Source organism: Acinetobacter sp. 70_2, from assembly GCF_056736115.1.
On the sequence record NZ_JBWZIP010000013.1, the window covers coordinates 73,071 to 96,660 of the forward strand.

18 protein-coding genes are annotated in these 23,590 nt (G+C 39.6%); 8 read left to right on the forward strand and 10 right to left on the reverse strand.

Annotated elements, in window-relative coordinates:
* Nucleotides 1-80: 80 nt before the first annotated feature.
* From AC1PJ9_RS06405 to AC1PJ9_RS06415, 3 genes are all read right to left on the reverse strand, one after another.
* Nucleotides 81-923 (reverse strand): hypothetical protein, encoded by an 843-nt coding sequence (locus tag AC1PJ9_RS06405; RefSeq protein ID WP_311087108.1) that lies wholly within the window; start codon nucleotides 921-923, stop codon nucleotides 81-83.
* Between the two features lie 69 nt (nucleotides 924-992).
* A complete protein-coding gene (locus AC1PJ9_RS06410; protein ID WP_263612928.1) occupies nucleotides 993-2,585 on the reverse strand; it encodes a peptide chain release factor 3 in 1,593 nt (530 codons plus the stop codon).
* 227 nt (nucleotides 2,586-2,812) lie between these two features.
* Entirely contained in the window at nucleotides 2,813-3,676 is an 864-nt protein-coding gene (locus AC1PJ9_RS06415) for a heme oxygenase-like domain-containing protein (RefSeq protein ID WP_311087109.1), read from the reverse strand.
* A gap of 330 nt (nucleotides 3,677-4,006) precedes the next feature.
* Here AC1PJ9_RS06415 and AC1PJ9_RS06420 point away from each other — a divergent pair, with 330 nt between their 5' ends.
* Nucleotides 4,007-4,579: a TetR/AcrR family transcriptional regulator gene (locus AC1PJ9_RS06420; RefSeq protein ID WP_311087110.1), complete on the forward strand. Its 573-nt coding sequence runs from the start codon at nucleotides 4,007-4,009 to the stop codon at nucleotides 4,577-4,579.
* 224 nt (nucleotides 4,580-4,803) lie between these two features.
* Here the strand turns inward: AC1PJ9_RS06420 and AC1PJ9_RS06425 are convergent, their stop codons facing one another.
* The 5 genes from AC1PJ9_RS06425 to AC1PJ9_RS06445 all read right to left on the reverse strand — a co-directional run bounded on the left by AC1PJ9_RS06425 (nucleotide 4,804) and on the right by AC1PJ9_RS06445 (nucleotide 11,626).
* A complete protein-coding gene (locus tag AC1PJ9_RS06425; protein ID WP_311087111.1) occupies nucleotides 4,804-5,367 on the reverse strand; it encodes a TetR/AcrR family transcriptional regulator in 564 nt (187 codons plus the stop codon).
* 612 nt (nucleotides 5,368-5,979) lie between these two features.
* Nucleotides 5,980-8,034 (reverse strand): bifunctional diguanylate cyclase/phosphodiesterase, encoded by a 2,055-nt coding sequence (locus tag AC1PJ9_RS06430; RefSeq protein ID WP_311087112.1) that lies wholly within the window; start codon nucleotides 8,032-8,034, stop codon nucleotides 5,980-5,982.
* A gap of 327 nt (nucleotides 8,035-8,361) precedes the next feature.
* On the reverse strand, nucleotides 8,362-9,378 hold the full coding sequence (gene ilvC, locus AC1PJ9_RS06435; protein ID WP_263612923.1) for a ketol-acid reductoisomerase: 1,017 nt from the start codon (nucleotides 9,376-9,378) through the stop codon (nucleotides 8,362-8,364).
* A 32-nt stretch (nucleotides 9,379-9,410) separates the two neighbouring features.
* A complete protein-coding gene (gene ilvN, locus AC1PJ9_RS06440) occupies nucleotides 9,411-9,902 on the reverse strand; it encodes an acetolactate synthase small subunit (RefSeq protein WP_170247650.1) in 492 nt (163 codons plus the stop codon).
* Nucleotides 9,902-11,626, reverse strand: a complete 1,725-nt coding sequence (locus tag AC1PJ9_RS06445; RefSeq protein ID WP_263612922.1) for an acetolactate synthase 3 large subunit — start codon at nucleotides 11,624-11,626, stop codon at nucleotides 9,902-9,904. The genes ilvN and AC1PJ9_RS06445 overlap by 1 nt, the downstream gene beginning before the upstream one ends.
* Before the next feature lie 502 nt (nucleotides 11,627-12,128).
* Between AC1PJ9_RS06445 and AC1PJ9_RS06450 the strand changes: the two genes are divergently transcribed.
* From AC1PJ9_RS06450 to AC1PJ9_RS06480, 7 genes are all read left to right on the forward strand, one after another.
* Nucleotides 12,129-12,476, forward strand: a complete 348-nt coding sequence (locus AC1PJ9_RS06450) for a DUF4124 domain-containing protein (protein ID WP_311087113.1) — start codon at nucleotides 12,129-12,131, stop codon at nucleotides 12,474-12,476.
* Nucleotides 12,477-12,663: 187 nt separating this feature from the next.
* Complete coding sequence (gene leuS / locus AC1PJ9_RS06455) at nucleotides 12,664-15,288, forward strand: leucine--tRNA ligase (RefSeq protein ID WP_311087114.1); 2,625 nt, start codon at nucleotides 12,664-12,666, stop codon at nucleotides 15,286-15,288.
* 27 nt (nucleotides 15,289-15,315) lie between these two features.
* The gene (locus tag AC1PJ9_RS06460; RefSeq protein WP_134262251.1) at nucleotides 15,316-15,825 is read left to right on the forward strand and encodes an LPS-assembly lipoprotein LptE; all 510 of its coding nucleotides are present in this window, start codon (nucleotides 15,316-15,318) and stop codon (nucleotides 15,823-15,825) included.
* Nucleotides 15,826-15,845: 20 nt separating this feature from the next.
* On the forward strand, nucleotides 15,846-16,835 hold the full coding sequence (holA, locus tag AC1PJ9_RS06465; protein ID WP_019458091.1) for a DNA polymerase III subunit delta: 990 nt from the start codon (nucleotides 15,846-15,848) through the stop codon (nucleotides 16,833-16,835).
* Nucleotides 16,836-16,942: 107 nt separating this feature from the next.
* Nucleotides 16,943-18,283 carry a MacA family efflux pump subunit gene (locus AC1PJ9_RS06470; protein ID WP_263612919.1) on the forward strand — a complete coding sequence of 447 codons (1,341 nt, stop codon included), beginning with the start codon at nucleotides 16,943-16,945 and terminating at the stop codon, nucleotides 18,281-18,283.
* Nucleotides 18,284-18,285: 2 nt separating this feature from the next.
* Complete coding sequence (locus AC1PJ9_RS06475) at nucleotides 18,286-20,280, forward strand: MacB family efflux pump subunit (RefSeq protein WP_311087115.1); 1,995 nt, start codon at nucleotides 18,286-18,288, stop codon at nucleotides 20,278-20,280.
* 22 nt (nucleotides 20,281-20,302) lie between these two features.
* On the forward strand, nucleotides 20,303-21,700 hold the full coding sequence (locus AC1PJ9_RS06480; RefSeq protein ID WP_311087199.1) for an efflux transporter outer membrane subunit: 1,398 nt from the start codon (nucleotides 20,303-20,305) through the stop codon (nucleotides 21,698-21,700).
* 69 nt (nucleotides 21,701-21,769) lie between these two features.
* Here AC1PJ9_RS06480 and AC1PJ9_RS06485 read toward each other — a convergent pair whose 3' ends face one another.
* Together AC1PJ9_RS06485 and AC1PJ9_RS06490 are read right to left on the reverse strand one after the other, a co-directional pair.
* Nucleotides 21,770-22,573, reverse strand: a complete 804-nt coding sequence (locus tag AC1PJ9_RS06485) for an enoyl-ACP reductase FabI (RefSeq protein WP_002027450.1) — start codon at nucleotides 22,571-22,573, stop codon at nucleotides 21,770-21,772.
* Nucleotides 22,574-22,709: 136 nt separating this feature from the next.
* Complete coding sequence (locus tag AC1PJ9_RS06490) at nucleotides 22,710-23,441, reverse strand: Bax inhibitor-1/YccA family protein (protein WP_311087116.1); 732 nt, start codon at nucleotides 23,439-23,441, stop codon at nucleotides 22,710-22,712.
* Nucleotides 23,442-23,590 lie beyond the last annotated feature (149 nt).

Here is a 23,590-nt window from a genome sequence, read left to right on the forward strand (position 1 = left end):
TGCCTTTATTCTGAGAAGATTATGCATAACTGATATGAAGTTAGCGCATCTATAAGTAGGTTGCAAATTCTGCTACCAACTTAAAACATTTGTTCATAAACCTCAGGTTGTAATATTTTTTTGGTTTGTTCTGTCGTTAAATAAATATCGAGCTGAGGGGCATCTTTCGTAATCTGATTTGCCTGATAGTGCAGACCTACACCCTCACCATCAAAGAACCAGTCTGCTTGTCCCCAATACAAAGTTTTTGGTGCGTCTTTTTTAACGTCAGCATTTTGTTTTTTCAGCCAATCCTGATAAGCCGTTTGCACGATTTGATGCACAGTGGTTTGTTGGTCTTTTTGAAGTACATCAAGCAAAGTTAAGCTTTTATGCAATTTACGATCAGCCACGAAAAAATAATAACGATCTTTTATAGTGACTTCTTCTTGTTTGCTGTCTAACCCTAACTGCAATAAAACATATTGGTTGCGCTGCGAAGCAATACGCGTATGAATGTGTAATTCGTAAGCACGGTTTTTAGAATATTTCTCTTGCCATTCGTCCGACTTTTTAACATAAGCATCTACTGCTTGTTGCAAGCTCAAATCTTTTTTCAAATCAATTTGAGTCTGTATAACTTTCGCCTGACTTTTTTCAATCCAGCTATTTAGCCAAGTGTCTTGGGTTTTTATGGTTTGAATATCGACATCAATACAGTTTTTCTTTTCACAAAAAGGAACTGCATAATTTGCCTTGGTTTCGGTCAAGTTTAAATAAGGTAAAACCTCTGCTTTCTCAGTAGGATGCTGTTGAGCAGAAACTGGATTTTTTTGAGAAGATGATGAGGAATGAGTGCTTTTCCAAACAAATGCAGAAATAGCAGAAATTAGTGCTATGACTGCAACTACAAGCGCAATAATGGCCTTTTTACTCAAGTTCATTTCATCATCCTTTCTTATTTTTCAAAACAAAACAGCTTCTATTCGAAGCTGTTTGTCACATTTACATGCTTAGTGTTCACGTGTGTTACGGAACTGAATATCAGGCCAGCGCTCTTGCATAATCTGCAAGTTTACTCGGCTTGGAGCAAGATACGTTAAGTGACCGCCACCATCAATTGAAAGTTGGTCATGTGCTTTTTTCTTGAACTCATTAAGAATCTTATCGTCATCACAATGAATCCAACGCACGGTATTTACACTTACTGGCTCGTAAACACAGTCAACTTTATATTCTTCTTTCAAACGGTAAGCAACAACGTCAAACTGAAGCACACCAACTGCACCCACGATCAAATCATTGCTAATTTGTGGCATAAACACCTGAGTTGCACCTTCTTCAGACAACTCTTTCAAACCCTTTTGCAACTGTTTTGACTTTAATGGATCTTTCAAACGTACACGGCGGAACATTTCTGGCGCGAAGTGTGGAATACCAGTGAAGTGCAGGTTTTCACCGCTAGTGAAAGTATCACCAATCTGGATTGTACCGTGGTTGTGCAAACCAATAATATCGCCTGGCCATGCTTCTTCTAAGTGCTCACGCTCACCAGCCAAGAAAGTCAACGCATCACTAATGCGGACTTCTTTACCAATACGCACGTGATTCATTTTCAAGCCTTTCTCGTATTTACCTGAACAAATACGCATGAAGGCAATACGGTCACGGTGTTTAGGGTCCATGTTGGCTTGAATTTTAAATACAAAACCAGAGAAACCTTCTTCTTTCGCTTCAACCACACGCTCTTGCGTTGGGTGAGCTTTAGGTTCAGGTGCCCAGTTCATAAATGCATCTAGAACGTGGTCGACACCAAAGTTACCTAATGCTGTACCAAATAGAACAGGCGTTTGTTTACCTTGTAAGAAAAGCTCGCGGTCTAATGGCTCATTTGCCATTTGTACTAGCTCTAGCGACTCTTCAAAAGAAGCCCAAGCCAACTCGCCTACTTTGTCACGAATGTCGGCATGATCATAACCATCACGCACTTCAATATCGGTAATGGTTGAACCAAAACCTGCTTTGTATACATACAATTTATTTTCAAGAATATTGTATACACCAGCAAAGTCACGACCCATACCAAGTGGCCATGTAATTGGTACACAACGGATGTTTAAAACGTTTTCAATTTCGTCTAACAACTCAAGTGGTTCACGAATTTCGCGGTCCATTTTGTTGACGAAAGAAATAATTGGTGTGTCACGCATACGACACACTTCCATCAATTTGATGGTACGTTCTTCGACACCTTTTGCACCGTCAATCACCATAAGTGCAGAGTCAACCGCGGTAAGCGTACGATAAGTATCTTCCGAGAAGTCTTCATGCCCCGGTGTATCGAGTAAGTTAATCGTGTGACCTTTATATGGGAACTGCATAACAGACGTGGTAATCGAGATACCACGTTCTTTTTCCATTTCCATCCAGTCAGATGTAGCTGCACGGTCAGATTTACGGCTTTTTACCATCCCTGCAACCTGAATCGCTTTACCCCATAACAACAGTTTTTCTGTCATGGTGGTTTTACCGGCATCGGGGTGGGAAATAATAGCAAATGTGCGTCGTTGAGCGACCTGTGCCGCTAACTCATCTTTAAAACTCATGAAATACACCTACTGCGGAGATTGCAGTGCCAAAGATCTAAAGTCGATCAAAATAAAAATTGGCGTAATTGTAGCAGATTTATAGGTACTGTTTAGAGATTGTTGAATTGTCTACCCGTGTTTTCATATTTGGAATATTTTTGGTGAAACCCTAAAGAACTCATGGCTTTCACCATTAAAAAAGCCTGTTCAATATAAACAGGCTTTTTATGAATAAACTTAGACGCTTATGCCAGTTTCTTTTCTTCAATAAATTGAATATCGGCAATTTGCGCGTCCCAAAACTCAGTCCACAATGCACAATACTCAAGACAGACTTTGGTCAAGCTTTCATAATCATCTTTGGTAATGGCTTGTGCTAATGCAAACCACAAGTCGTCTTGATGGTCATCATCGGCAGCTTCTGCCGTTTCATCTGTTGAAACGCCATGTACGTGGTAATAACCACCACCCTCAACATCAATATTTACAAACTTGGTTGCTTGTCGTAATGGTGGGCTAAAAAGAATAACTTCTTCTTCTGCTACAGCCAATAAAGCCACGACATTGATATAGCTATCATAAGAATCTTCTAAAAATGTTCTCACCTGATCTGCAATTTTTGAAGGTTTATAATTACGGCGGTCAGCCTCAGTCAAACCATAGTCATTTAATAAGTCTTCATATAATGGATAATGTGCATATTCAGGGTTCCCTAAATAATAATTATCTTTACCTAAACCCGGTCTAAAACCGAATTCATCCAATATATTTAAGCTTAATAACACCCGTGGAAACATTTTAGCGCCCGAGTGAAGCTTTGGTTCCAGTTGCTTTGTAAGAAACTGTGCTTTTAACAAAGCATCAGTAAAAATTTGTACGATGGCATGACGATATTCTAAATGAATACGTGTCAAGGTTTGTTTATCAAGATAACCGTTATTTAATATTTCAATGGCCGGATGATGACTTACTGGCAAATGTGCAATTCTATTCCTTAAATGTTTGAGAAACTGTAAGTTTTCTTCCCACTGTTGGGCAGAAATACTGTTTTTCATACCTTGTAATGCTTTTTGTCTTGGATTATCAAAGTCTTCAAATTTTTTTGACATAATCATTCTCTATAAAAAGTTTTTCTTATAGTTAAGCTAAGGGCCATCCCTCTATTTCCATTTCGCACTCAGTCGCTAAAAGGATAAATTCCGTATACCCATACTTAACGAATCGATATTATGTTCATTATCTCAACAAATCAATGGATTAATTAATATTATTTAAAAAAGTAAACTATTGCCAATAAAATACATATATTGTTATTTTTTAAAATATACCAAACTATTGAATAAATATGGTTTTTTAAATATCATAAAATAAGTTTTATTTAAGCTTTCATACTTTACAATAGCAAAGTTAATCAAAAAATATCTATGACGGGGCAACCAATGTCAAAAAGAGAAACGATTATAACAACAGCAATGACCCTTTTTAATCAGAAAAGTTATACCTCTATTGGGGTAGATAAAATTATTGCTGAGTCCAATGTTGCAAAAATGACTTTCTATAAGTACTTCTCTTCTAAGGAAGTTTTAATTGAAGAGTGTCTTCAACGAAGAATTGTAGAGGTTCAAGCTTCCCTATTAGAAAAGGTTAATAGTGCTCATGACCCGTTAAACAAACTTAAGAATGTTTTTAACTGGTATATGGACTGGATTAACACTGAAGATTTTAATGGTTGCTTATTTAAGAAAGCGACTATAGAAGTTTTACAGATGTATCCATCTATAAAAACTCAAGTAAATGAATATAGACACTGGATTTTCAATTTAGTGATGTCTATATTTTTAGATTTAGAAATTGAAGACCCTAAAGTCTTAAGTAGTCTTTTTCTTAACATTATAGATGGGCTTATTATTGATGGCACTATTAATAAACCTGAAATTAACGCTGAAGAAACATGGTCTTATATAAATAAGCTGATTGAGCTTGAAACAAGACAAAGTTATGCAGCCGCTTAAATAGTTTTAAGTTATTTTTTGTAAACTGCATTAACAAATCTTTTTTAACAATTGATAGGTTTTTTTAAAACTCTCTTATTCAATTAGGCTTATTGCTTCTTGTTAATATTATAAATTAAGCCGATATGTTTAAGCACATAACGGCTTTTTTTAAATAAGTTCAATCTTTAAAAAATATTGATTAATAAAACTATAATCTTAAAGAAAATATTTATTTAAATTAATTAATCACTCATAAATATACTCTTTAAAATATACACCAGTAACATATCTCGCGTATCTCCCCTGTTTGCATCGAGTAATTGCATAATCGCCCCATCCATGACAAATAAAAACATATAAGCATCTTGTTGGGTGGCTTCTTTCTTTAAGGTTAAAAGCAAATTACAGATTTCGTTAATGAGCCAATGTCTATACTGCACCACCACTTGATAAGCTGTCGGGTAGATTTTTTCAATTTCAAAAATAGCTCTAAATAATAAGTAATAGTTGCCATTTAAATTGGCATGTAAAAAGAAAATCTTCTTGAGCTTTTCACGTAAGGCTAAATCTTTTTGTATGTAAATGATTGAGTGTACTTGCTCTTTTAAGGCATCTTTTTGAAAGTTTAGGCACATTTCAACCAGCCGCTGTTTAGAGTGGAAATAGTTATAAAATGAGGCTTTCGGGACCTCTGCCTCTCTCACAAGGCGGTCGACGCCGACGTTGTGAAAACCATGTTGACTAAAAAGATAGCGACACTTATGCAGCGCACTTAACGCGCGAAATGAGAGATCTGAATATGGCATATATGTACCGTTATAAAATAATTTCTTGTTGTGTCTAAATGAGAGAAAACGGCTGCAACTTTTGCTTTAGGCAAAAAAAGCATGCAAAGGCCCCAAAGATGGCCCTAACGCATCTCAAGTTTTATTGTTCATATGATTTTTTAGTCGTGACGAACTAAAGTCTGAAAACTCAAAAGTAATCAAACCTTGTTAAAGACTAATCTGGTGGTATAAAAAAAGTATGCATAGCCAACTCCTTATATTGGGAGTTCTGCCAAAGCATTAATTTAGAATTATGGTGGCAGAACGAAAGAGGGTTGACAGACTGGTGAAAGATATAACCAGCACACCCGAAGGTGTCCCTCTCCCGTCCTACCGCTACGGGAGGAGACGAGGAGCTTACGCACAAAACTATTCCTCAGATGGAATAACTCTGATGCGATCTTTCATTCAGCCTGTCAAAGCCGGCTGGCAATGTGGCCAGCATGCAAAGCTTAATCTGAGAGTTTTAAAGTGTCAATGTGGAATTTATGCCAAGGTTTTAAATTTCTTATTGTTTTTCATTAGATTAACTAAATTATTATTTTATATATTATATAAACAAGTATTTTTTAATTTAACCCAAGGTTTAGATTAAACAAAATGAGCGCCTTGTGATTGAATCAGTTGCCCTACATTTACAGGCATACCCAACAAGTAACCTTGGAACTGCTGACAACCCAAACGCGTTAAAATCTCGACTTGCTGCTGAGTCTCCACCCCTTCGGCTGTTACGGTTAAGCCTAACTTTTTCGCCAAGTGAATAATACTTTCTAAAATGACTTCTTCTTTTGAGCCCGGTTTTAAATCGACAATAAAACCACGGTCAATTTTAAGCTCATCTACTGGTAAATCTTTTAAATATAAGAAGCTTGAGTGGCCTGTTCCAAAGTCATCAATTGCCACACGAATACCCATATCACGCAGTCGTTCACAAGCACGAATACTTAAGTCGATATGCCGCATAGCTGTCGATTCGGTAATTTCAACAATAAGGTGATGCGGCTGAATTTGGTATTTTTTCAATAAGCCTTCGAGGGTACTAAAGAGCTTTTTATTTTCAAACTGTAAGGCCGATAAATTAACTGCGATTGGATAAAACTGAGTGTTGCTGCGTTCCCATTCCTGAATTTGCTGACAGGCTTGCTCAAGGGCCCAATATCCCATTGGAATAATTAAACCCGTCTTTTCTGCACCGCCAATAAACATATGTGGCGTGAGCATACCCAAAGTTGGGTGGTTCCAGCGAATGAGTGCCTCTACCCCGCAAATTTCAAGGTTGGTATTAAACTTCGGTTGGTAATAGAGAACAAATTGTTTTTCATCGACTGCTTTATATAAATCATTGATCAGTTTTGACTGACTTCTTGTTTCTTGTTGATGGGTAGAATAACTAAAGACGGTATAAGTATTGCGGCCCTGCTCTTTTGACATCAGCATGGCAGCGTCGGCATTCATCAGCAGGTCTTGAACATTTTGCCCATGTTCCGGAAACAGTGCGATACCAAGGCTTGCCGAAATATTAATTTCTTTACCAGAAATTTGGTAACTTTCTTGAATAAGCTGCAATACTTTTTCTGCTAAATGCACCGCCCCATCGATATCAGTATTTTCAGCTATTAATAAAAACTCATCCCCACCAATTCGAAGCAACTTACATTTTTCATTGAGTTGCCAATGTAAGCGATTGGCCATTTGAATAAGAAGCTGATCACCAATGTGGTGTCCAAACGCATCATTTACCGATTTAAACCGATCTAAATCGATATAGAGAAAAGCAATTTTTTGGTCTTTATAACGATGGTCTGAAAGAAGAACTTCTGCGTAATCAACTAAATAAAGTCTGTTTGGTAGCTTAGTTAAGTTATCTTGAATAGAGAGATTGGCGAGTTCTTTATTGACTTTACGTAGTTCTAAATTTCGTTGGTTCAGTCGCTGCTCCAGCACTGCAACAATAAAACTCGCGACCAGCACCAAACAAGTGACCAAAATAATGGTAAACAGCAGCAAGTCATGTTCAGCCTGATATTGGCTCACAAATTTATCGGTAATGTTGGTCGCAATGAGTGCCGTATAGTGCATACCCATAATGCTTAAAGTCATCATGACCGCAAAAGCGAGTTTTAAACTCACCCGATTACGTTCGCTCTCTTTTAATTTATAGGCTAGCAAGAAAGCTAAACCCGACCCACTCATGGCAATTAAGACAGAAAATAAAATGAGAAATGACGTGTAATCTTTCTTATAAATATCAATATTCCAGCCCAACATACTTACATAATACGAAGCGGAAATACCAATTCCCATAATGACTGAACTTAAAATCAACCTAAATAATGGTAGTGTAAAGCGAGTAGTGAGCCAAATTGAGATACATGAAAGTACAGCACTAATTCCAAAAGAAAGTACTACTAAAGAAATATTAGAATAGGCTGTTTCAAATAAATGGTAAGCCTGCATGCCTACGATATGGACAATACTAATGGCTGCTGCGAGCAATAAACCATTCAGTAATAAAATAAGCGGTTCAACTTTTTTATAAGCTTGCTTAAATATTAACTGCTCCATGGAAATCACAATATAGCAGATAACGCCAGCCGCAATAAAAGAGCCGACGATCAATGTGCTATCGTAATCAACATGACCCATACTGGACTTCCATGATTATTCAATACTTTTTTTTATTTTGTTCAATTCATTGCACAAAATACAATTAAACACGTTAAAGAAAATTAGTAAATTCGACTTTTTTAGTCAGTTATAAACAATAACATTATCTAACATTTGGTCAAGCATTTTTTACTTTAGAAATCAATAAAGTAACCAAAAATTAAGCATCCAATTATATGAAAAATATAGAATTTCTTAAGTCTAGGTCAATTGACCTTAATGATGTTTTTTTAAGCTCAATTTAGAACAATTAAAATAAAAAACCCTGCATTTAGCAGGGTTTTTTTAAAACAATAGAAAAGAGTATTAGTTTTTCTCTTTGTCTACGATTTTGTTTGCTTGAATCCAAGGCATCATCGCACGTAACTTGTTACCAGTTACCTCAATACCGTGTGCAGCATTTTGACGGCGACGAGCTGTCATAGATGGGTAGTTCAACGCACCTTCTTGAATGAACATCTTCGCGTATTCACCAGATTGAATACGTTTTAATGCATTACGCATTGCTTCACGAGATTGTTCGTTAATTACTTCAGGACCAGTTACGTATTCACCGTACTCAGCGTTGTTAGAAACTGAGTAGTTCATGTCAGCGATACCGCCTTCGAACATCAAGTCAACGATTAACTTAAGTTCGTGTAAGCATTCGAAATAAGCCATTTCTGGTGCATAACCAGCTTCAACCAAAGTTTCGTAGCCCATTTTAACAAGTTCAACTGCACCACCACAAAGAACTGCTTGCTCACCGAATAAGTCAGTTTCAGTTTCTTCACGGAATGAAGTTTCGATAATACCTGTACGGCCACCACCTACGCCAGAAGCGTAAGAAAGCGCAACGTTACGTGCATTACCAGAAGCATCTTGGTGAATTGCAATTAGGTCAGGAACACCTGAACCACGTTGGAATTCTGAACGTACTGTGTGACCAGGAGCTTTAGGCGCAACCATGATTACGTCTAAGTCTTTACGTGGAACAACTTGGTTATATAGAACAGAGAAACCATGAGCAAATGCTAAAGTCGCGCCTTCTTTGATGTTTGGCTCAATCACGTCACGGTAAAGTTGTGATTGGAATTCATCTGGAGTCAAAATCATTACGAGGTCAGCTTGCTTAACTGCTGCTGGAACTTCAGCAACTTTAAGACCAGCATTTTCAGCTTTCTTCCAAGAAGCTGAATCTGCACGTAAACCTACAGTTACGTCTACGCCTGAGTCTTTAAGGTTAAGTGCATGTGCATGACCTTGAGAACCGTAACCAATAATCGCTACTTTCTTGCCTTGGATGATTGATAAGTCACAGTCTTTATCGTAAAAAATTTGCATTTGTGTTCTCCGCTAAAATACTTTTTAAAAAATTAAATGGCTAAAACTTTTTCGCCACGGGCGATACCAGATACCCCTGAACGAACGACTTCTAAAATGGTGTTTTCTGCAAGTGCATCGATAAAACCATCTAATTTTTCAGTTGTCCCTGCTATTTGAATGGTATAGGTCGTTGGTGTCACATCTACGATTTGCGCACGGAAAATATCCGCAGTGCGCTTAATTTCGGCACGTGAAGCTCCCAATGCTTTTACTTTAATTAGCATGAGTTCACGTTCGATGTGTGCACCTTCTGATAAATCAACTACTTTTACCACCTCAACAAGTTTGTTGAGCTGTTTCGTAATTTGTTCGATTTTATGGTCATCGCCATAAGTCGTTAAAGTCAAACGTGATAATGTCGGATCTTCGGTTGGTGCAACATTAAGTGTTTCAATGTTATATCCACGTTGGCTAAATAAACCAACAAGGCGAGAAAGCGCACCAGCTTCGTTTTCAACGAGTACAGAAATAATGTGTCTCATTATGTACGCTCCCCTTTACCTAACCACATGTCCTTCATAGACTGACCCGCAATCAACATTGGATAAACGTGTTCTGTGCGGTCAACCATAACGTTGATAAATACGCATTTATCATTAATTGCCATTGCTTCTGCAAGCTTCGACTCAAGTTCATCGGCATGATCAATTTGAATGCCGACATGACCATAAGCTTCCATTAACTTGGCAAAGTCAGGTAATGATTCAACATAAGAGCTTGAATGACGACCTTCATAGTTCATATCTTGCCATTGCTTAACCATACCTAATGCACGGTTGTTCAAGCACAAGATTTTTACGTTCAAGCCATATTGTTTACAGGTTGAAAGTTCCTGAATACACATCTGAATTGAAGCTTCACCCGTAATACAAACAACTTGCTGATCTGGGAAAGCCAGCTTCGCAGCCATTGCATAAGGTAAACCAACACCCATGGTGCCAAGACCACCAGAGTTGATCCATTGGCGAGGACGTTTGTACTTATAATAAAGTGCACCAAACATCTGATGTTGACCAACGTCAGAAGTAATGATGGCATCACCATTCGTCACTTTATATAAAGCTTCAACAACCTGCTGTGGCTTCATGGTGCCATCAGATAGGTTTTCATATTTCAAACCATGAACTTTGCGCCATTCATTAATTTGAGACCACCAAGCCTCAATTGCTTCAGGATTTGGTTTAGACACATTTAACTGTTTTAACTGTGCCAACATTTCTTGAAGAACAGGCTCTACTGCACCAACGATAGGAATATGCGCCATAATCGTTTTTGAAATGGTCGCAGGATCGATATCGACATGAATCACTTTTGAGTTCGGGCAGAACTTGGCAGGGTTATTTGTTACGCGGTCATCAAAACGCGCACCAATTGCCAAAATTACGTCTGCATTGTGCATTGCCATGTTGGCTTCATATGTACCATGCATACCCAGCATGCCAATAAACTGAGGGTCATCACCCGGGAATCCGCCTAACCCCATAAGTGTGTTAGTTACCGGATAACCAAGACGATGTGCAAGTTCAGTTAATAAAGCAGAAGCATTTCCTTGAACGACACCACCACCTGTATAAATAACAGGACGTTTTGCAGTAAGTAATTCATCAATTGCTTTACGAATTTGACCAGAGTGGCCACGTGAAGGCGGTTGATATGAACGCATCTTCACTTTTTCAGGATATTCGTATGCAAACTTTTCTGCAGGATTCGTCGCATCTTTAGGAATATCGACTACAACCGGACCAGGGCGCCCACTTGAAGCGATATAGAATGCTTTTTTAATAATTGCAGGGATTTCACTCGCGTGACGGACCTGAAAGCTGTGTTTCACGATAGGACGTGAAATACCCACCATGTCAGTTTCCTGGAAAGCGTCTTCACCAATAAGATGTGATGCAACCTGGCCAGACAAAATCACCATTGGGATTGAGTCCATATAAGCTGTTGCAATTGGAGTTACTGTATTGGTTGCGCCTGGGCCAGAAGTGACCAGTACTACGCCAGTCTTACCTGTAGCACGCGAGTATGCATCTGCCATATGACCAGCAGCTTGCTCATGGCGCACGAGGTAATGATTGATTTTGTCTTGTTGAAATAGCGCATCATAAATATGTAATACAGCGCCGCCTGGATAACCAAAAACATGTTCAACGCCTTCGTCCGCAAGAGCACGAACGAGCATTTCACCACCAGATAAAAGTTCCAACGTGATTCACCCTAAAATTTTTATCACTATTTATGGAAGGCACAAATAGTGTTTCATTCATTGAATTGTCTGCACTGTTATAGCACACATATTGTCTAGTTTTCGTCGCAATAGAAAAATTTCTGTTTTCAGCCGTATAAGCTGTTTTAACATTAATAAAGCATGTCTGGATATACATACTTTAGTAAAATCAATCTCTCGGCTAGAGAGAATGTCTATTACAAAACATGATATTTATTCGAAGGGTGATCGAGTAAATACATATAAAACTAGAGAAAGCATTTTTGTTGTTTCTATATACAAAGTCAAGAATAAAGAAATGGTTTTTCCATAAAAATTTTTAGCTGCTGTTTTTTTGAGCTAATATTGAGCCGAATATTTGTTCATTCCCCCTCCATTTTTATTAAAAAATCACTCTTTTTTATATAAAACCCTGCATTCTAAATTGCTTATTTTTGAACTTTATTTAAATATAGTCAGTATTTTTTGGGGAACATCTAATATGAATTTATCTTATTTAAAAACAAGCCTGTATACAGCAGTAACAACAGCGATTTTAGTTTGCTCAACTCAAAGTCAGGCAGAGCAATATTATAAATGGGTAGACCAAAGTGGCTCGACACATTACACCACCACACCACCGCCTAAAGGCGCGAAGCATTTGAACAAAGTTTCGACTTATGGCACTCAGCCATCTGTAAAAAATTCGACACCAAGCCCTGAACAACCGGCTCAAGATAAAACAGATAAGGCCGTACCAGCAGCACCTAATGCCGTGCAGGAAAAAACTGCACCCGCAGCAGCAGTTCCATCTGCGCCACCTGCCCCATCCGCTTCAGCACCACGATAAGTAAAATGAGGGTGGTGAATACTTTCACCACTCTTCTTGGATTTAAAATAAAGAAGAATGAGTTGGGAAATTTTTATAGCTCATATTAAAAGATAAAATCGTGATCTAAAAACTGACATTTTCCTGTATTTTGCGCTATGCTGTGCAGCAATCTTTCATTTCAATTTTCGTTGTATAGCTTACGTCTATGACTATTTCTCACATTGACCCAGAATATCAAGCAAACACGATTGAACCATCCGTCCAACAAGATTGGGAAAATCGTAAAGTCTTTAAAGTTGCCGACACTGTCGAAGGTAAACATCGTTACATCCTGTCAATGTTCCCTTACCCAAGTGGCAAACTGCACATGGGTCATGTGCGTAACTATACAATTGGCGACGTAATTAGCCGTTTCTACCGTTTAAAAGGCGAAACCGTATTACAACCTATGGGTTGGGATGCGTTTGGTTTACCTGCGGAAAACGCTGCAATTGCCCATAAAGTTGCTCCGGCAAAATGGACATTTGAAAACATCGCTTACATGCGTGACCAATTAAAAAAATTAGGTCTATCTGTAGATTGGGACCGTGAATTTGCAACTTGTACACCAGAGTACTATCACTGGGAACAATGGTTGTTCGTTCAACTTTATAAAAAAGGTTTGATCTACCGTAAACTTTCAACAGTGAACTGGGATCCAGTTGACCAAACAGTTTTGGCAAACGAACAAGTTGAAAATGGCCGCGGCTGGCGTTCTGGCGCATTGGTTGAAAAACGCGATATTCCAATGTACTACTTCCGTATTACGGACTATGCACAAGAATTATTAGACGACCTTGACACATTACAAGACGGCTGGCCTCAACAAGTGTTGACCATGCAACGTAACTGGATTGGTCGCTCTACTGGTATGGAAATTACTTTCCCATCTGCCAATACCGAAATTTATGCTGACGGCTTAACTGTTTATACAACACGTGCTGACACGCTTATGGGCGTGACATATGTTGCTGTTGCAGCAGAACACCCTCTTGCGCTTAAAGCTGCTGAAAATAACCCTGAATTGGCTGCATTTATTGAAGAATGCCGCATGGGTTCAGTTGCAGAAGCTGACTTGGCAACAGCCGAGAAAAAAGGCATGGCAACAGGCTTGTTTGTAAAACACCCTGTAACTGGTGAAGACCTTCCTGTCTGGATCGCAAACTACGTATTAATGTCTTACGGTTCTGGCGCAGTGATGGCTGTACCAGCACATGACGAACGTGACTTTGAATTTGCTAACAAATTCAACTTGCCAATTAAGCAAGTGATTGATGCCAAAGGCGCTGACGATGCAGACTACTCTGCAACTGAGTGGCAAGAATGGTACGGTTCTAAAGAAGGTAAACTTGTTAACTCTGGCGAGTTTGACGGTTTAGAATTCCAAGCTGCGTTTGACGCATTCCTTGCGAAATTAGAACCACAAGGTTTAGCAAACTCTAAAGTTCAATTCCGTTTACGTGACTGGGGTGTTTCTCGTCAACGTTACTGGGGTTGTCCAATTCCAATGATTAACTGTGATACTTGTGGTCAAGTCACAGTTCCAGAAGACCAACTTCCAGTTGTATTACCAACTGACGTTGTTCCAGATGGTTCAGGTAACCCGCTTAATAAAATGCCTGAATTCTATGAAACGAAATGTCCTTGCTGTGGTGGCGATGCACGCCGTGAAACAGATACATTGGATACATTCGTAGAGTCATCTTGGTACTACGCACGCTATGCGTCTCCAGACTTCACTGGCGGTATGGTTAAACCTGAAGCAGCTCAAAACTGGCTTCCTGTAAACCAATATATTGGTGGTGTTGAACATGCGATTCTTCACTTACTTTATGCACGTTTCTTCCACAAATTAATGCGTGATGAAGGCGTTGTACAAGGTAATGAACCATTTATTAACTTGTTAACTCAAGGCATGGTGCTTGCAGATACATTCTATCGTGAAGCAGAAAATGGTAAGAAAACTTGGTTCAACCCTGCTGACATCGAATTAGAACGTGATGAGAAAGGTCGCATCATTTCTGCAAAATATTCAGGTGACGGTCAAGAAGTGATTATCGGCGGACAAGAAAAAATGTCTAAGTCGAAAAATAACGGTATTGATCCACAAGCGATTATTGATCAATACGGCGCAGATACAGCACGTGTATTTATGATGTTTGCTGCTCCACCAGATCAATCTTTAGAATGGTCTGACGCAGGTGTTGAAGGTGCTAACCGTTTCTTGAAACGTGTATGGCGTCTTGTAGCAAGCTTCCTTGAAAAAGGAAACGCTGCAACTGCAATCGATACAGCGAACTTGTCTAAAGATGCTCAAGATTTACGTCGTAAGACTCACGAAACGATTCAAAAAGTAAGTGATGATATTGAACGCCGTCATGCATTCAACACTGCAATTGCTGCATTGATGGAATTGTTAAACGCAAGCAACAAGTTTGAAGCTAAAGATGACAATGACATTGCTGTAGAACGTGAAGCAATCACCACATTGTTAACTTTACTTGCGCCATTTGCACCGCATTTAAGCCAAACTTTATTGGCTCAGTTTGGTACGGACTTAACAGCAGCAATCTTCCCTGAAGTTGATGCTTCTGCGTTAACACGTAATACCCAAACGATTGTTGTACAAGTAAATGGTAAACTTCGCGGTAAACTTGAAGTTTCTGTTGATATTTCTAAAGATGAATTATTAGCTCAAGCTAAAGCATTACCAGAAGTGCAACAGTTCTTAACAGGACCAACCAAAAAAGAAATTGTGGTTCCAAACAAATTGGTTAACCTCGTGGTTTAATTACAGGTATTAATGAGAGGATCAAGCATGCACTTAGCCCAACGTTTAGCCGCTGTTGTTTTAACCTTAGGCCTTAGTGCAGGCTTAGTCGGGTGTGGTTTCCATTTAAAAGGAACTAACCCGACTGCGACTCCACTTGTTTATAAAAAGTTAAGCCTTGAGTTACCGGCAAAAACCGATGACCTAGAAACACAATTAAAAGTGTATTTAGCTGCAAATGGCGTTCAGTTCAGCAATGACAATGATGCGTATGTTCTTCATGTTTTAGAGTACACACCGCGTCGTCAACTTCTAAATGGTAAGCTTACAGAAGTGTTATTACGCTTGACTGTGACTTTCCAAATTGAAGACCGTCAAGGTAATAAAATTACCGAGCCGCGTACTTTAACTGCATCTCGTAGTTATCAATACGACTTAGCAACGGTTAACACTGAGAACCAGCAAGAAGGCTACTTACAACGTATTGTGATTGATGACATTGCACAGCAAATTACTCGTCAAATTTCAGCAAACCGCTTACCAAAAGCTCAACCATAAGATTTATTTGTTCTTAAGTAATGAAACTTGACTATTTACAAGCCCTTAAACGCATTCCGGAAGCTCGGGGTGCGTGGATTCTGCATGGACAGGAACCATTACTTGAACAAAACTTATTAGATACTTTCCGCAAAAGCTGGCAGCAGCAAGACATTGAAAGACAGCGCTATGACATTAGTAGCGTGAGTGACTGGAAAAATGTTTTTAATGCACTGAACAGCTTGTCTTTATTTTCGCAGCAACTTGCGATTGAAGTTCATGGCAATATCAAGCCCGATGCAAATGGTCTAAAACAGCTTAAAAGCTATATTCAACATAATGAAACTAACCTGCTATTAATTGTTTTACCTAAACAAGACAGTAGCAGTTTAAAGTCTGCTTTTTTCCAAGTTGTCGAAGCTAACGGCGTTGTTGTTGCTTTGACTGCCAACTATCCGCAAGACCGTCAAAGAATTTTAACTGCTGAAGCAGAGAAGCTCGAAATTCAACTCGACAATGACGCTTGGCAGTGGCTCATGCAGCATCACGAGCACAATTTACTTGCTGCTAAAAATAGCTTGATGCGCGTACGAGATACTTTTCCAGACCAAAAGCTGATTCAAATTGAACAGTTATATGCGTGTCTACAAGATCAGTCCCGTTACACCACTTACGACTTAAGCGATGCTTTATTAGAAGGTAATCTTGCCCAGTCGATTAAGATATTCCAGTATTTAATTGGTTCTGGTGAACCTGAAAGCCTGATCTTATGGACATTAAGTAAAGAAATGCGTTTACTCATGCAGTTGTTTGAACAACCGCATAATGCATTGCAGCTCGGTATTTGGAAAACAAAAGTTAGCTTATATCAGCAAGCGTTAAGAAGACTCAATCCACAGCAGTTTTTAGGCTGGTCTACTCTACTCTTGCAAATCGATGCGGCAATTAAAGGCATGTCTAATGAAAATGCCGAACATTTGATGCAACAGGCAATTGCCGAGTTGTGTGGGAAAACATTATTTATACAATAGAGCAGTCAAATCCTTTGCCTGCTTGATTGAAATATCATAAAAATTCACGTTTTATCCTCAATTGACTCTTATACTAATTAAAATTTTAGACTTTCTGACCTCTCGCCATGCCAAAAATAAAGCCAATTAAACTCGTTATTATTGTCGTCTGTATAGCCGTTATTGCTGTATTAGCTTGGAAGTTTTTAAAGCCTAAACAACAGCAACCTCAATATATTACAGCTGAGGTAACTCGCGGAGATATTGAGAATAATGTACTTGCAACCGGTACGCTTGATGCAACCAAACTGATTAGTGTAGGTGCTCAGGTATCTGGTCAGGTTAAAAAGATGTATGTACAGCTTGGCGATCAGGTCAAACAAGGTCAACTCATTGCACAAATTGACTCGACTACCCAAGAGAACAGTTTAAAAACATCCGATGCCAATATTAAAAACTTAGAAGCACAACGCCTTCAACAAGTGGCATCTTTAAATGAAAAACAACTTGAGTATCGTCGTCAACAACAAATGTACGCTCAAGATGCAACACCTCGTGCAGATTTAGAGTCAGCTGAAGCTGCTTATAAAACCGCTCAGGCACAAGTTAAAGCATTAGATGCACAAATTGAGTCTGCAAAAGTTACTCGTTCAACAGCACAAACAAACATTGGCTATACCCGTATTGTTGCGCCAACTGATGGTACGGTTGTTGCGATTGTGACCGAAGAAGGTCAAACCGTAAACGCGAACCAAAGTGCTCCTACAATCGTTAAAATTGCAAAACTGCAAAATATGACGATTAAAGCGCAGGTGAGTGAAGCCGATATTATGCGAGTAGAAAAAGGCCAACAGGTCTACTTCACTACTCTAGGCGATGACAGCAAGCGTTATGCGACATTACGCCAGATTGAGCCAGCTCCAGATTCAATTTCGAGTGAATCAAACAGTACAACAAGTTCAACTAGCAGTTCAGCTGTTTACTACAATGCTTTATTTGACGTTCCAAATACAGATGGCAAATTGCGTATTGATATGACTGCTCAAGTTTATATCGTATTAGATTCAGCAAAAAATGCCTTATTGGTTCCATCTTCTGCTTTAAGTAGTAAACAATTTTCTGGTCAAAGAAAACCTGGTCAAACAGCTGACAAAGCAAGCTCTACACCAAGAGCAGAGCGAAAACATGAAGGTAATGGTGCTCGTTTAGAACGCTTAAATTTAACTCCTGAACAAAAACAACTTATTGAACAAGGCAAAGCAACGCTGAGTGTCGTTCGTATTTTACAAGCAGATGGTACGACTAAACCAACGCAAATTTTGGTGGGTATTAACAACCGTGTAAACGCACAAGTACTTGCCGGATTAAAACAAGGTGACCAAGTTGTGATTGCTGATAGTTCAGAAAACTCTGCTGCTTCTGCAAATAGTGGTAATAACCGTCGCCGTAGCGGTCCAATGGGAATGTAAGCATGACAAAACAAGCTTTGCTTGAAGTCAGCAATCTGGTCCGGGAATTCCCTGCTGGCGAAAGCACGATTCAAATTTTAAAAGGCATTGACCTGACTATTTATGAAGGTGAACTGGTTGCCATTGTCGGTCAGTCCGGCTCTGGTAAATCAACGCTCATGAATATTTTGGGCTGTCTGGACCGCCCAACAAGTGGTAGTTATAAGGTTAATGGTCAAGAAACCGGTAAGCTAGAACCCGACCAGTTAGCGCAGTTACGTCGCGAATATTTTGGTTTTATTTTCCAGCGTTATCATTTACTCGGTGACTTGTCAGCCGAAGGTAACGTTGAGGTCCCAGCTGTTTATGCAGGCGTTACACCTTCTGATCGTAAACAGCGTGCAACAGCTCTACTCACTGAATTAGGCTTAGGGACTAAAACACAAAACCGACCAAGCCAGCTTTCGGGTGGTCAACAGCAACGTGTTTCAATTGCACGCGCCCTCATGAATGGTGGTGATGTAATCTTGGCCGATGAGCCAACGGGTGCGCTCGATTCACATAGCGGTGTTGAGGTCATGCGAATTTTGCGTGAACTTAATGCCGCTGGTCATACCATTATTTTGGTTACACACGATATGCAAGTTGCAAAAAATGCAACGCGTATTATTGAAATTAGTGACGGGGAAATTATTAGTGACCGTCCTAATGCTCCAGACCAATCTACAGAAGAAGTTAAATCTGACCCAGATGCAGCACCTGCTCTACAAAACAAGCAGAAAAAAGGTAAAAGTATTTCGGCTTGGCGCTCAACTTTAGACCGCTTATCTGAAGCTTTCCAAATGGCTTTACTGTCCATGAATGCCCACCGTATGCGTACCTTCCTCACCATGTTAGGTATTATTATCGGGATTGCTTCCGTGGTAACGGTTGTCGCACTGGGTAATGGCTCGCAAAAGCAGATTTTAGAAAATATTAGCGGTCTCGGTACCAATACCATTACAGTTTTTCAGGGTAAAGGTTTTGGTGACAACTCTAAAACAGCCAGTTTTAAAACTTTGGTTCCTGCCGATGCTGATGCATTAATGACCCAGCCTTATGTAAGTGCGGTCAGTCCAATGGTCAGTACATCAAAAACAATGCGTTATCAGCAAAATGAAGCAAACGCGACTATTAACGGTGTGAGCAACGATTATTTTGATGTAAAGGGTTTGGTTTTTAAAGATGGACAAACCTTTGATCAGCGTAGTGTACGTGACCGTTCACAAGATGTTGTGATTGATACCAATACACAAAAGCAGTTCTTTAGTGATGGTACCAACCCAATTGGGCAAGTGGTATTACTAGGTAGTGTGCCGGCTCGTATTATCGGGATTGTAGAGCCTCAAACTAGCGGTATGGGTTCAGATGACACACTCAATGTGTATATGCCTTATACCACGGTCATGAGCCGTATGTTAGGGCAAGCCCATGTTCGTAATATTGTCGTACGTATTAACGATAAATACTCGACCAGCGCCGCTGAAAACGCGATTGTTAACTTATTAACACAACGACATGGTGCCCAAGATATTTTCACCATGAACAGTGACAGTATTCGCCAAACCATTGAGAAAACAACCAGCACCATGACGCTTCTGGTCTCAGCAATTGCTGTCATTTCTTTGGTGGTTGGTGGTATCGGTGTAATGAATATTATGTTGGTTTCGGTGACTGAACGTACTCAAGAAATTGGTGTGCGTATGGCTGTTGGCGCTCGACAAAGTGATATTTTGCAGCAGTTCCTAATCGAAGCAATTTTAGTGTGTTTAATTGGTGGTGTACTCGGCGTATTACTTTCACTCGGCCTAGGACAGCTCATTAACAAAGTGGCCGCAGGTAATTTCGCAGTGGCATACTCAACGACTTCTATTGTAGCTGCATTTGTTTGCTCAACATTAATTGGTGTCGTATTCGGTTTCTTGCCTGCTAAAAATGCCGCAAAACTCGACCCTGTTGCAGCACTATCACGAGAATAAGGAAAATTGCATGTCTTTTTCAATGACTAAACTTAGCGCAGCACTTCTCCTCACCAGTTCTCTTGTGGGATGTGCAGCGATGGTTAAAACACCTTACCAAGCCCCTTCTGTACAGGTTCCGGGTAGCTTTCAGTACGACAACCCAACTAAAACGAAAACTGTATCAGTTGCACAATACTCTGACCGTTGGTGGACACTTTTTAACGATGCGCAGCTCAACCAGCTTGTAAACAACGTATTAGAACGTAATAGCGATTTGGCTGTTGCAGGTATTACCTTAAAGCAAGCTCGCTTGAAAGCTGATTTAACTGCAAATCAACAAGGCTTGCGTACCAGTTCAAATGTTTCTACAGGTCATAGTTTCGATTTAAATTCAGGCGATGATAGTGCTAAAGGAGTATCCTTAAGTGCAGGCGTAAGTTATGAACTTGATTTGTTTGGCAAGCTTGCTCGTCAAACCGAAGCAAGTAAATGGGAAGCTTTAGCGACTGAACAAGACTTACAGTCTACAGGGCAAAGTCTGATTGCCACTACAGCGAAACTCTACTGGCAACTGGGCTATTTAAATGAACGTTATGCAACTGCACAACAAAGCTTAGCCACTTCACAAAAGCTTTATCAGTTAGTTCAAACTCAGTATAAAGCAGGTGCAGTTTCAGGCTTAGACCTTACGCAAGCCGAGCAGTCTGTTCAAAGCCAGAAAGCAAGTTTAAGCCAAATTGAGCAACAGCTTGTTGAAACACGTACAGCGATTGCAGTGTTATTGCATGAACCTGTACAGCAACTCAATATTCAAGAGCCGCAGCGTTTACCACGTACAGCGCTGCCTGCTATTGGTGCGGGTTTACCAGCGGATATTTTGTCACGTCGCCCAGACTTGCAAGCAGCCGAGCTTCGCTTGAGAAAAGCACTAGCAACCAAAGATGCGACTAAAGCAAGCTACTATCCGTCAATTAGCTTAACCAGTAGTTTAGGTTCAAGCAGTACATCTTTAACGGAGTTACTACGTAACCCTGCCCTTACGCTTGGGGCGAGTTTGAGCTTACCGTTTTTGCAATATAACGATATGAAAAAAGATATCGCGATTAGCAACCTTGATTATGAAAAAGCGATTATTCAATATCGCCAAACGCTTTATCAGGCTTTTGCTGATGTAGAAAATGCATTATCAAGCCGCACAGAACTCGACAAACAAGTAGAGCTGCAACAACGTAATGTTGAACTTGCAGAAAAAACCGAACGTTTAACCGAAGTCCGCTACCGTTATGGCGCTGTTGCATTAAAAACACTTCTTGATGCTCAGCAAACTACACGTACTGCGCGCTTGAGCCTTGTTGAAACCAAACAAAGCCAGTACAACGCTTATGTCACCCTCATGCAGGCATTAGGTGGTTCACCTGTAAAAGAACTGCCGCAATAACTTGCGCCCAGTAAAAAAGCCGTAGTCCTTCAACTACGGCTTTTTTTATGTCTGAATAAATCTTAAGACTTATTCATCATCCATCATAGATTGGCTCATACCTACAGTATTGAAACCTGCATCTACATATAGAATTTCACCAGTAATACCTGAAGCCCAAGGTGAGCATAGGAATAATGCTGCGTTACCCACTTCTTCAATAGTTACGTTACGTTTTAATGGTGCAACTTTTTCGTTAGCATCTAACATTTTACGGAAAGATTTAATACCAGAAGCAGCTAAAGTACGGATTGGACCCGCAGAAATTGCGTTTACGCGGATACCATCAACACCTAAGCTTGATGCCAAGTAACGAACACCAGCTTCTAAAGATGCTTTCGCCATACCCATTACGTTGTAGTTAGGCATAACGCGCTCAGAACCTTGGTAAGTTAAAGTCAACAAACAACCTTGGCGAGCTTGTAATAAAGGTTTTGCAGCACGTGCCATTGCAACAAAGCTGTATGCGCTAATGTCATGAGCAATTTTAAAACCGTCACGGTCAGTCACGTCAGTGAAGTCACCGTCAAGCGTGTGTGCAGGTGCAAAGCCGATTGAGTGCACAACACCGTCTACACCGTCCCAATGTTTTGCAAGTTCCGCAAATGCATTATCAATTTCAGCATCAACGGCAACATCACATGGAAACACAAGCTTAGAACCGAATTGCTCAGCAAACTCATCTACACGTTTTTTTAATTTTTCGTTTGGATAAGTAAATGCAAGCTCAGCACCTTCACGGTGTAATGCTTGTGCAATACCATAAGCAATTGATAATTTACTAGCAACGCCTGCAATCAAAAAGCGTTTACCTGCTAAAAGTCCTTGTGTCATGCCGATCTCACTCAAAACAATTTTCAGCATAATGCCAATATTCAACGTTTTTCGAAATTGCATAATGCATCTTTTTTCAAAAATCGCACGAAAAAAAATCGCCCCTATGCAGGAGCGACTTTTTATAATCTAAATTTTAGTCGTCAGACAATAAGCCAAGTAGACGTAAGAACGAGATATACATCCAAACTAAAGTTGCAAGCAACGCAATACCACACAACCATTCCATGAATTTTGGAGCACGGTATGCTGCATTGGTTTCGATCAAGTCAAAATCTAAAATCAGGTTAAGTGAAGCAATGACTGCAACAAATGCAGCAAAACCAATTCCTAACCAGTTACTTTCAAAAATATAAGGAATACTTGAACCAAATGCTAAACGCATGATCATCTGCACAATAAATACAATAAAGATCGCCAAAGATGCAGAGATCACAACTGATTTGAACTTTTCAGTTGCGCGGATAATTTGGAACTTATATAGACCAAACATCACCAAAGTAGTGACGAAGGTTGCCAATAACGCTTGAAGAGGAACACCCGGATATTTCAACTGGAAAGTAAACGAAATACCACCAATAAATGCTCCTTCAAATAGAGCATAAGGAATTGCTAAAGTTGGCGCAGTCGTTGGTTTAAACGTTGTGATTAAAGCTAAAACCAAACCACCAATTGCACCCACAATTGAAGCTGCGTAAGCAATACCAACATTTGCAGTAAAGGCTGCATAGAAAAATAAAGCGACACCCACTGCAGCAGCAATGATGGTCAACATCACAGATTTTTGAATCGCACCTTGCACGGTCATCGGTTGACTGTAGTCACTGACCGTTTCAACGCGGGTCAGTATCGGGTTATTACTTTGCATAAATGCTCTCTTTTTATAATAAATAAACTTAAAACATCATTTTAAGCAAAATGAATATGAAAGCCAAATGAGCCCTTGGCATTATTGTAACAATGTCCTAGCAGCAACAAAAAAGGAGGCTACTGCCCCCTTTCATATGACTTGAACAA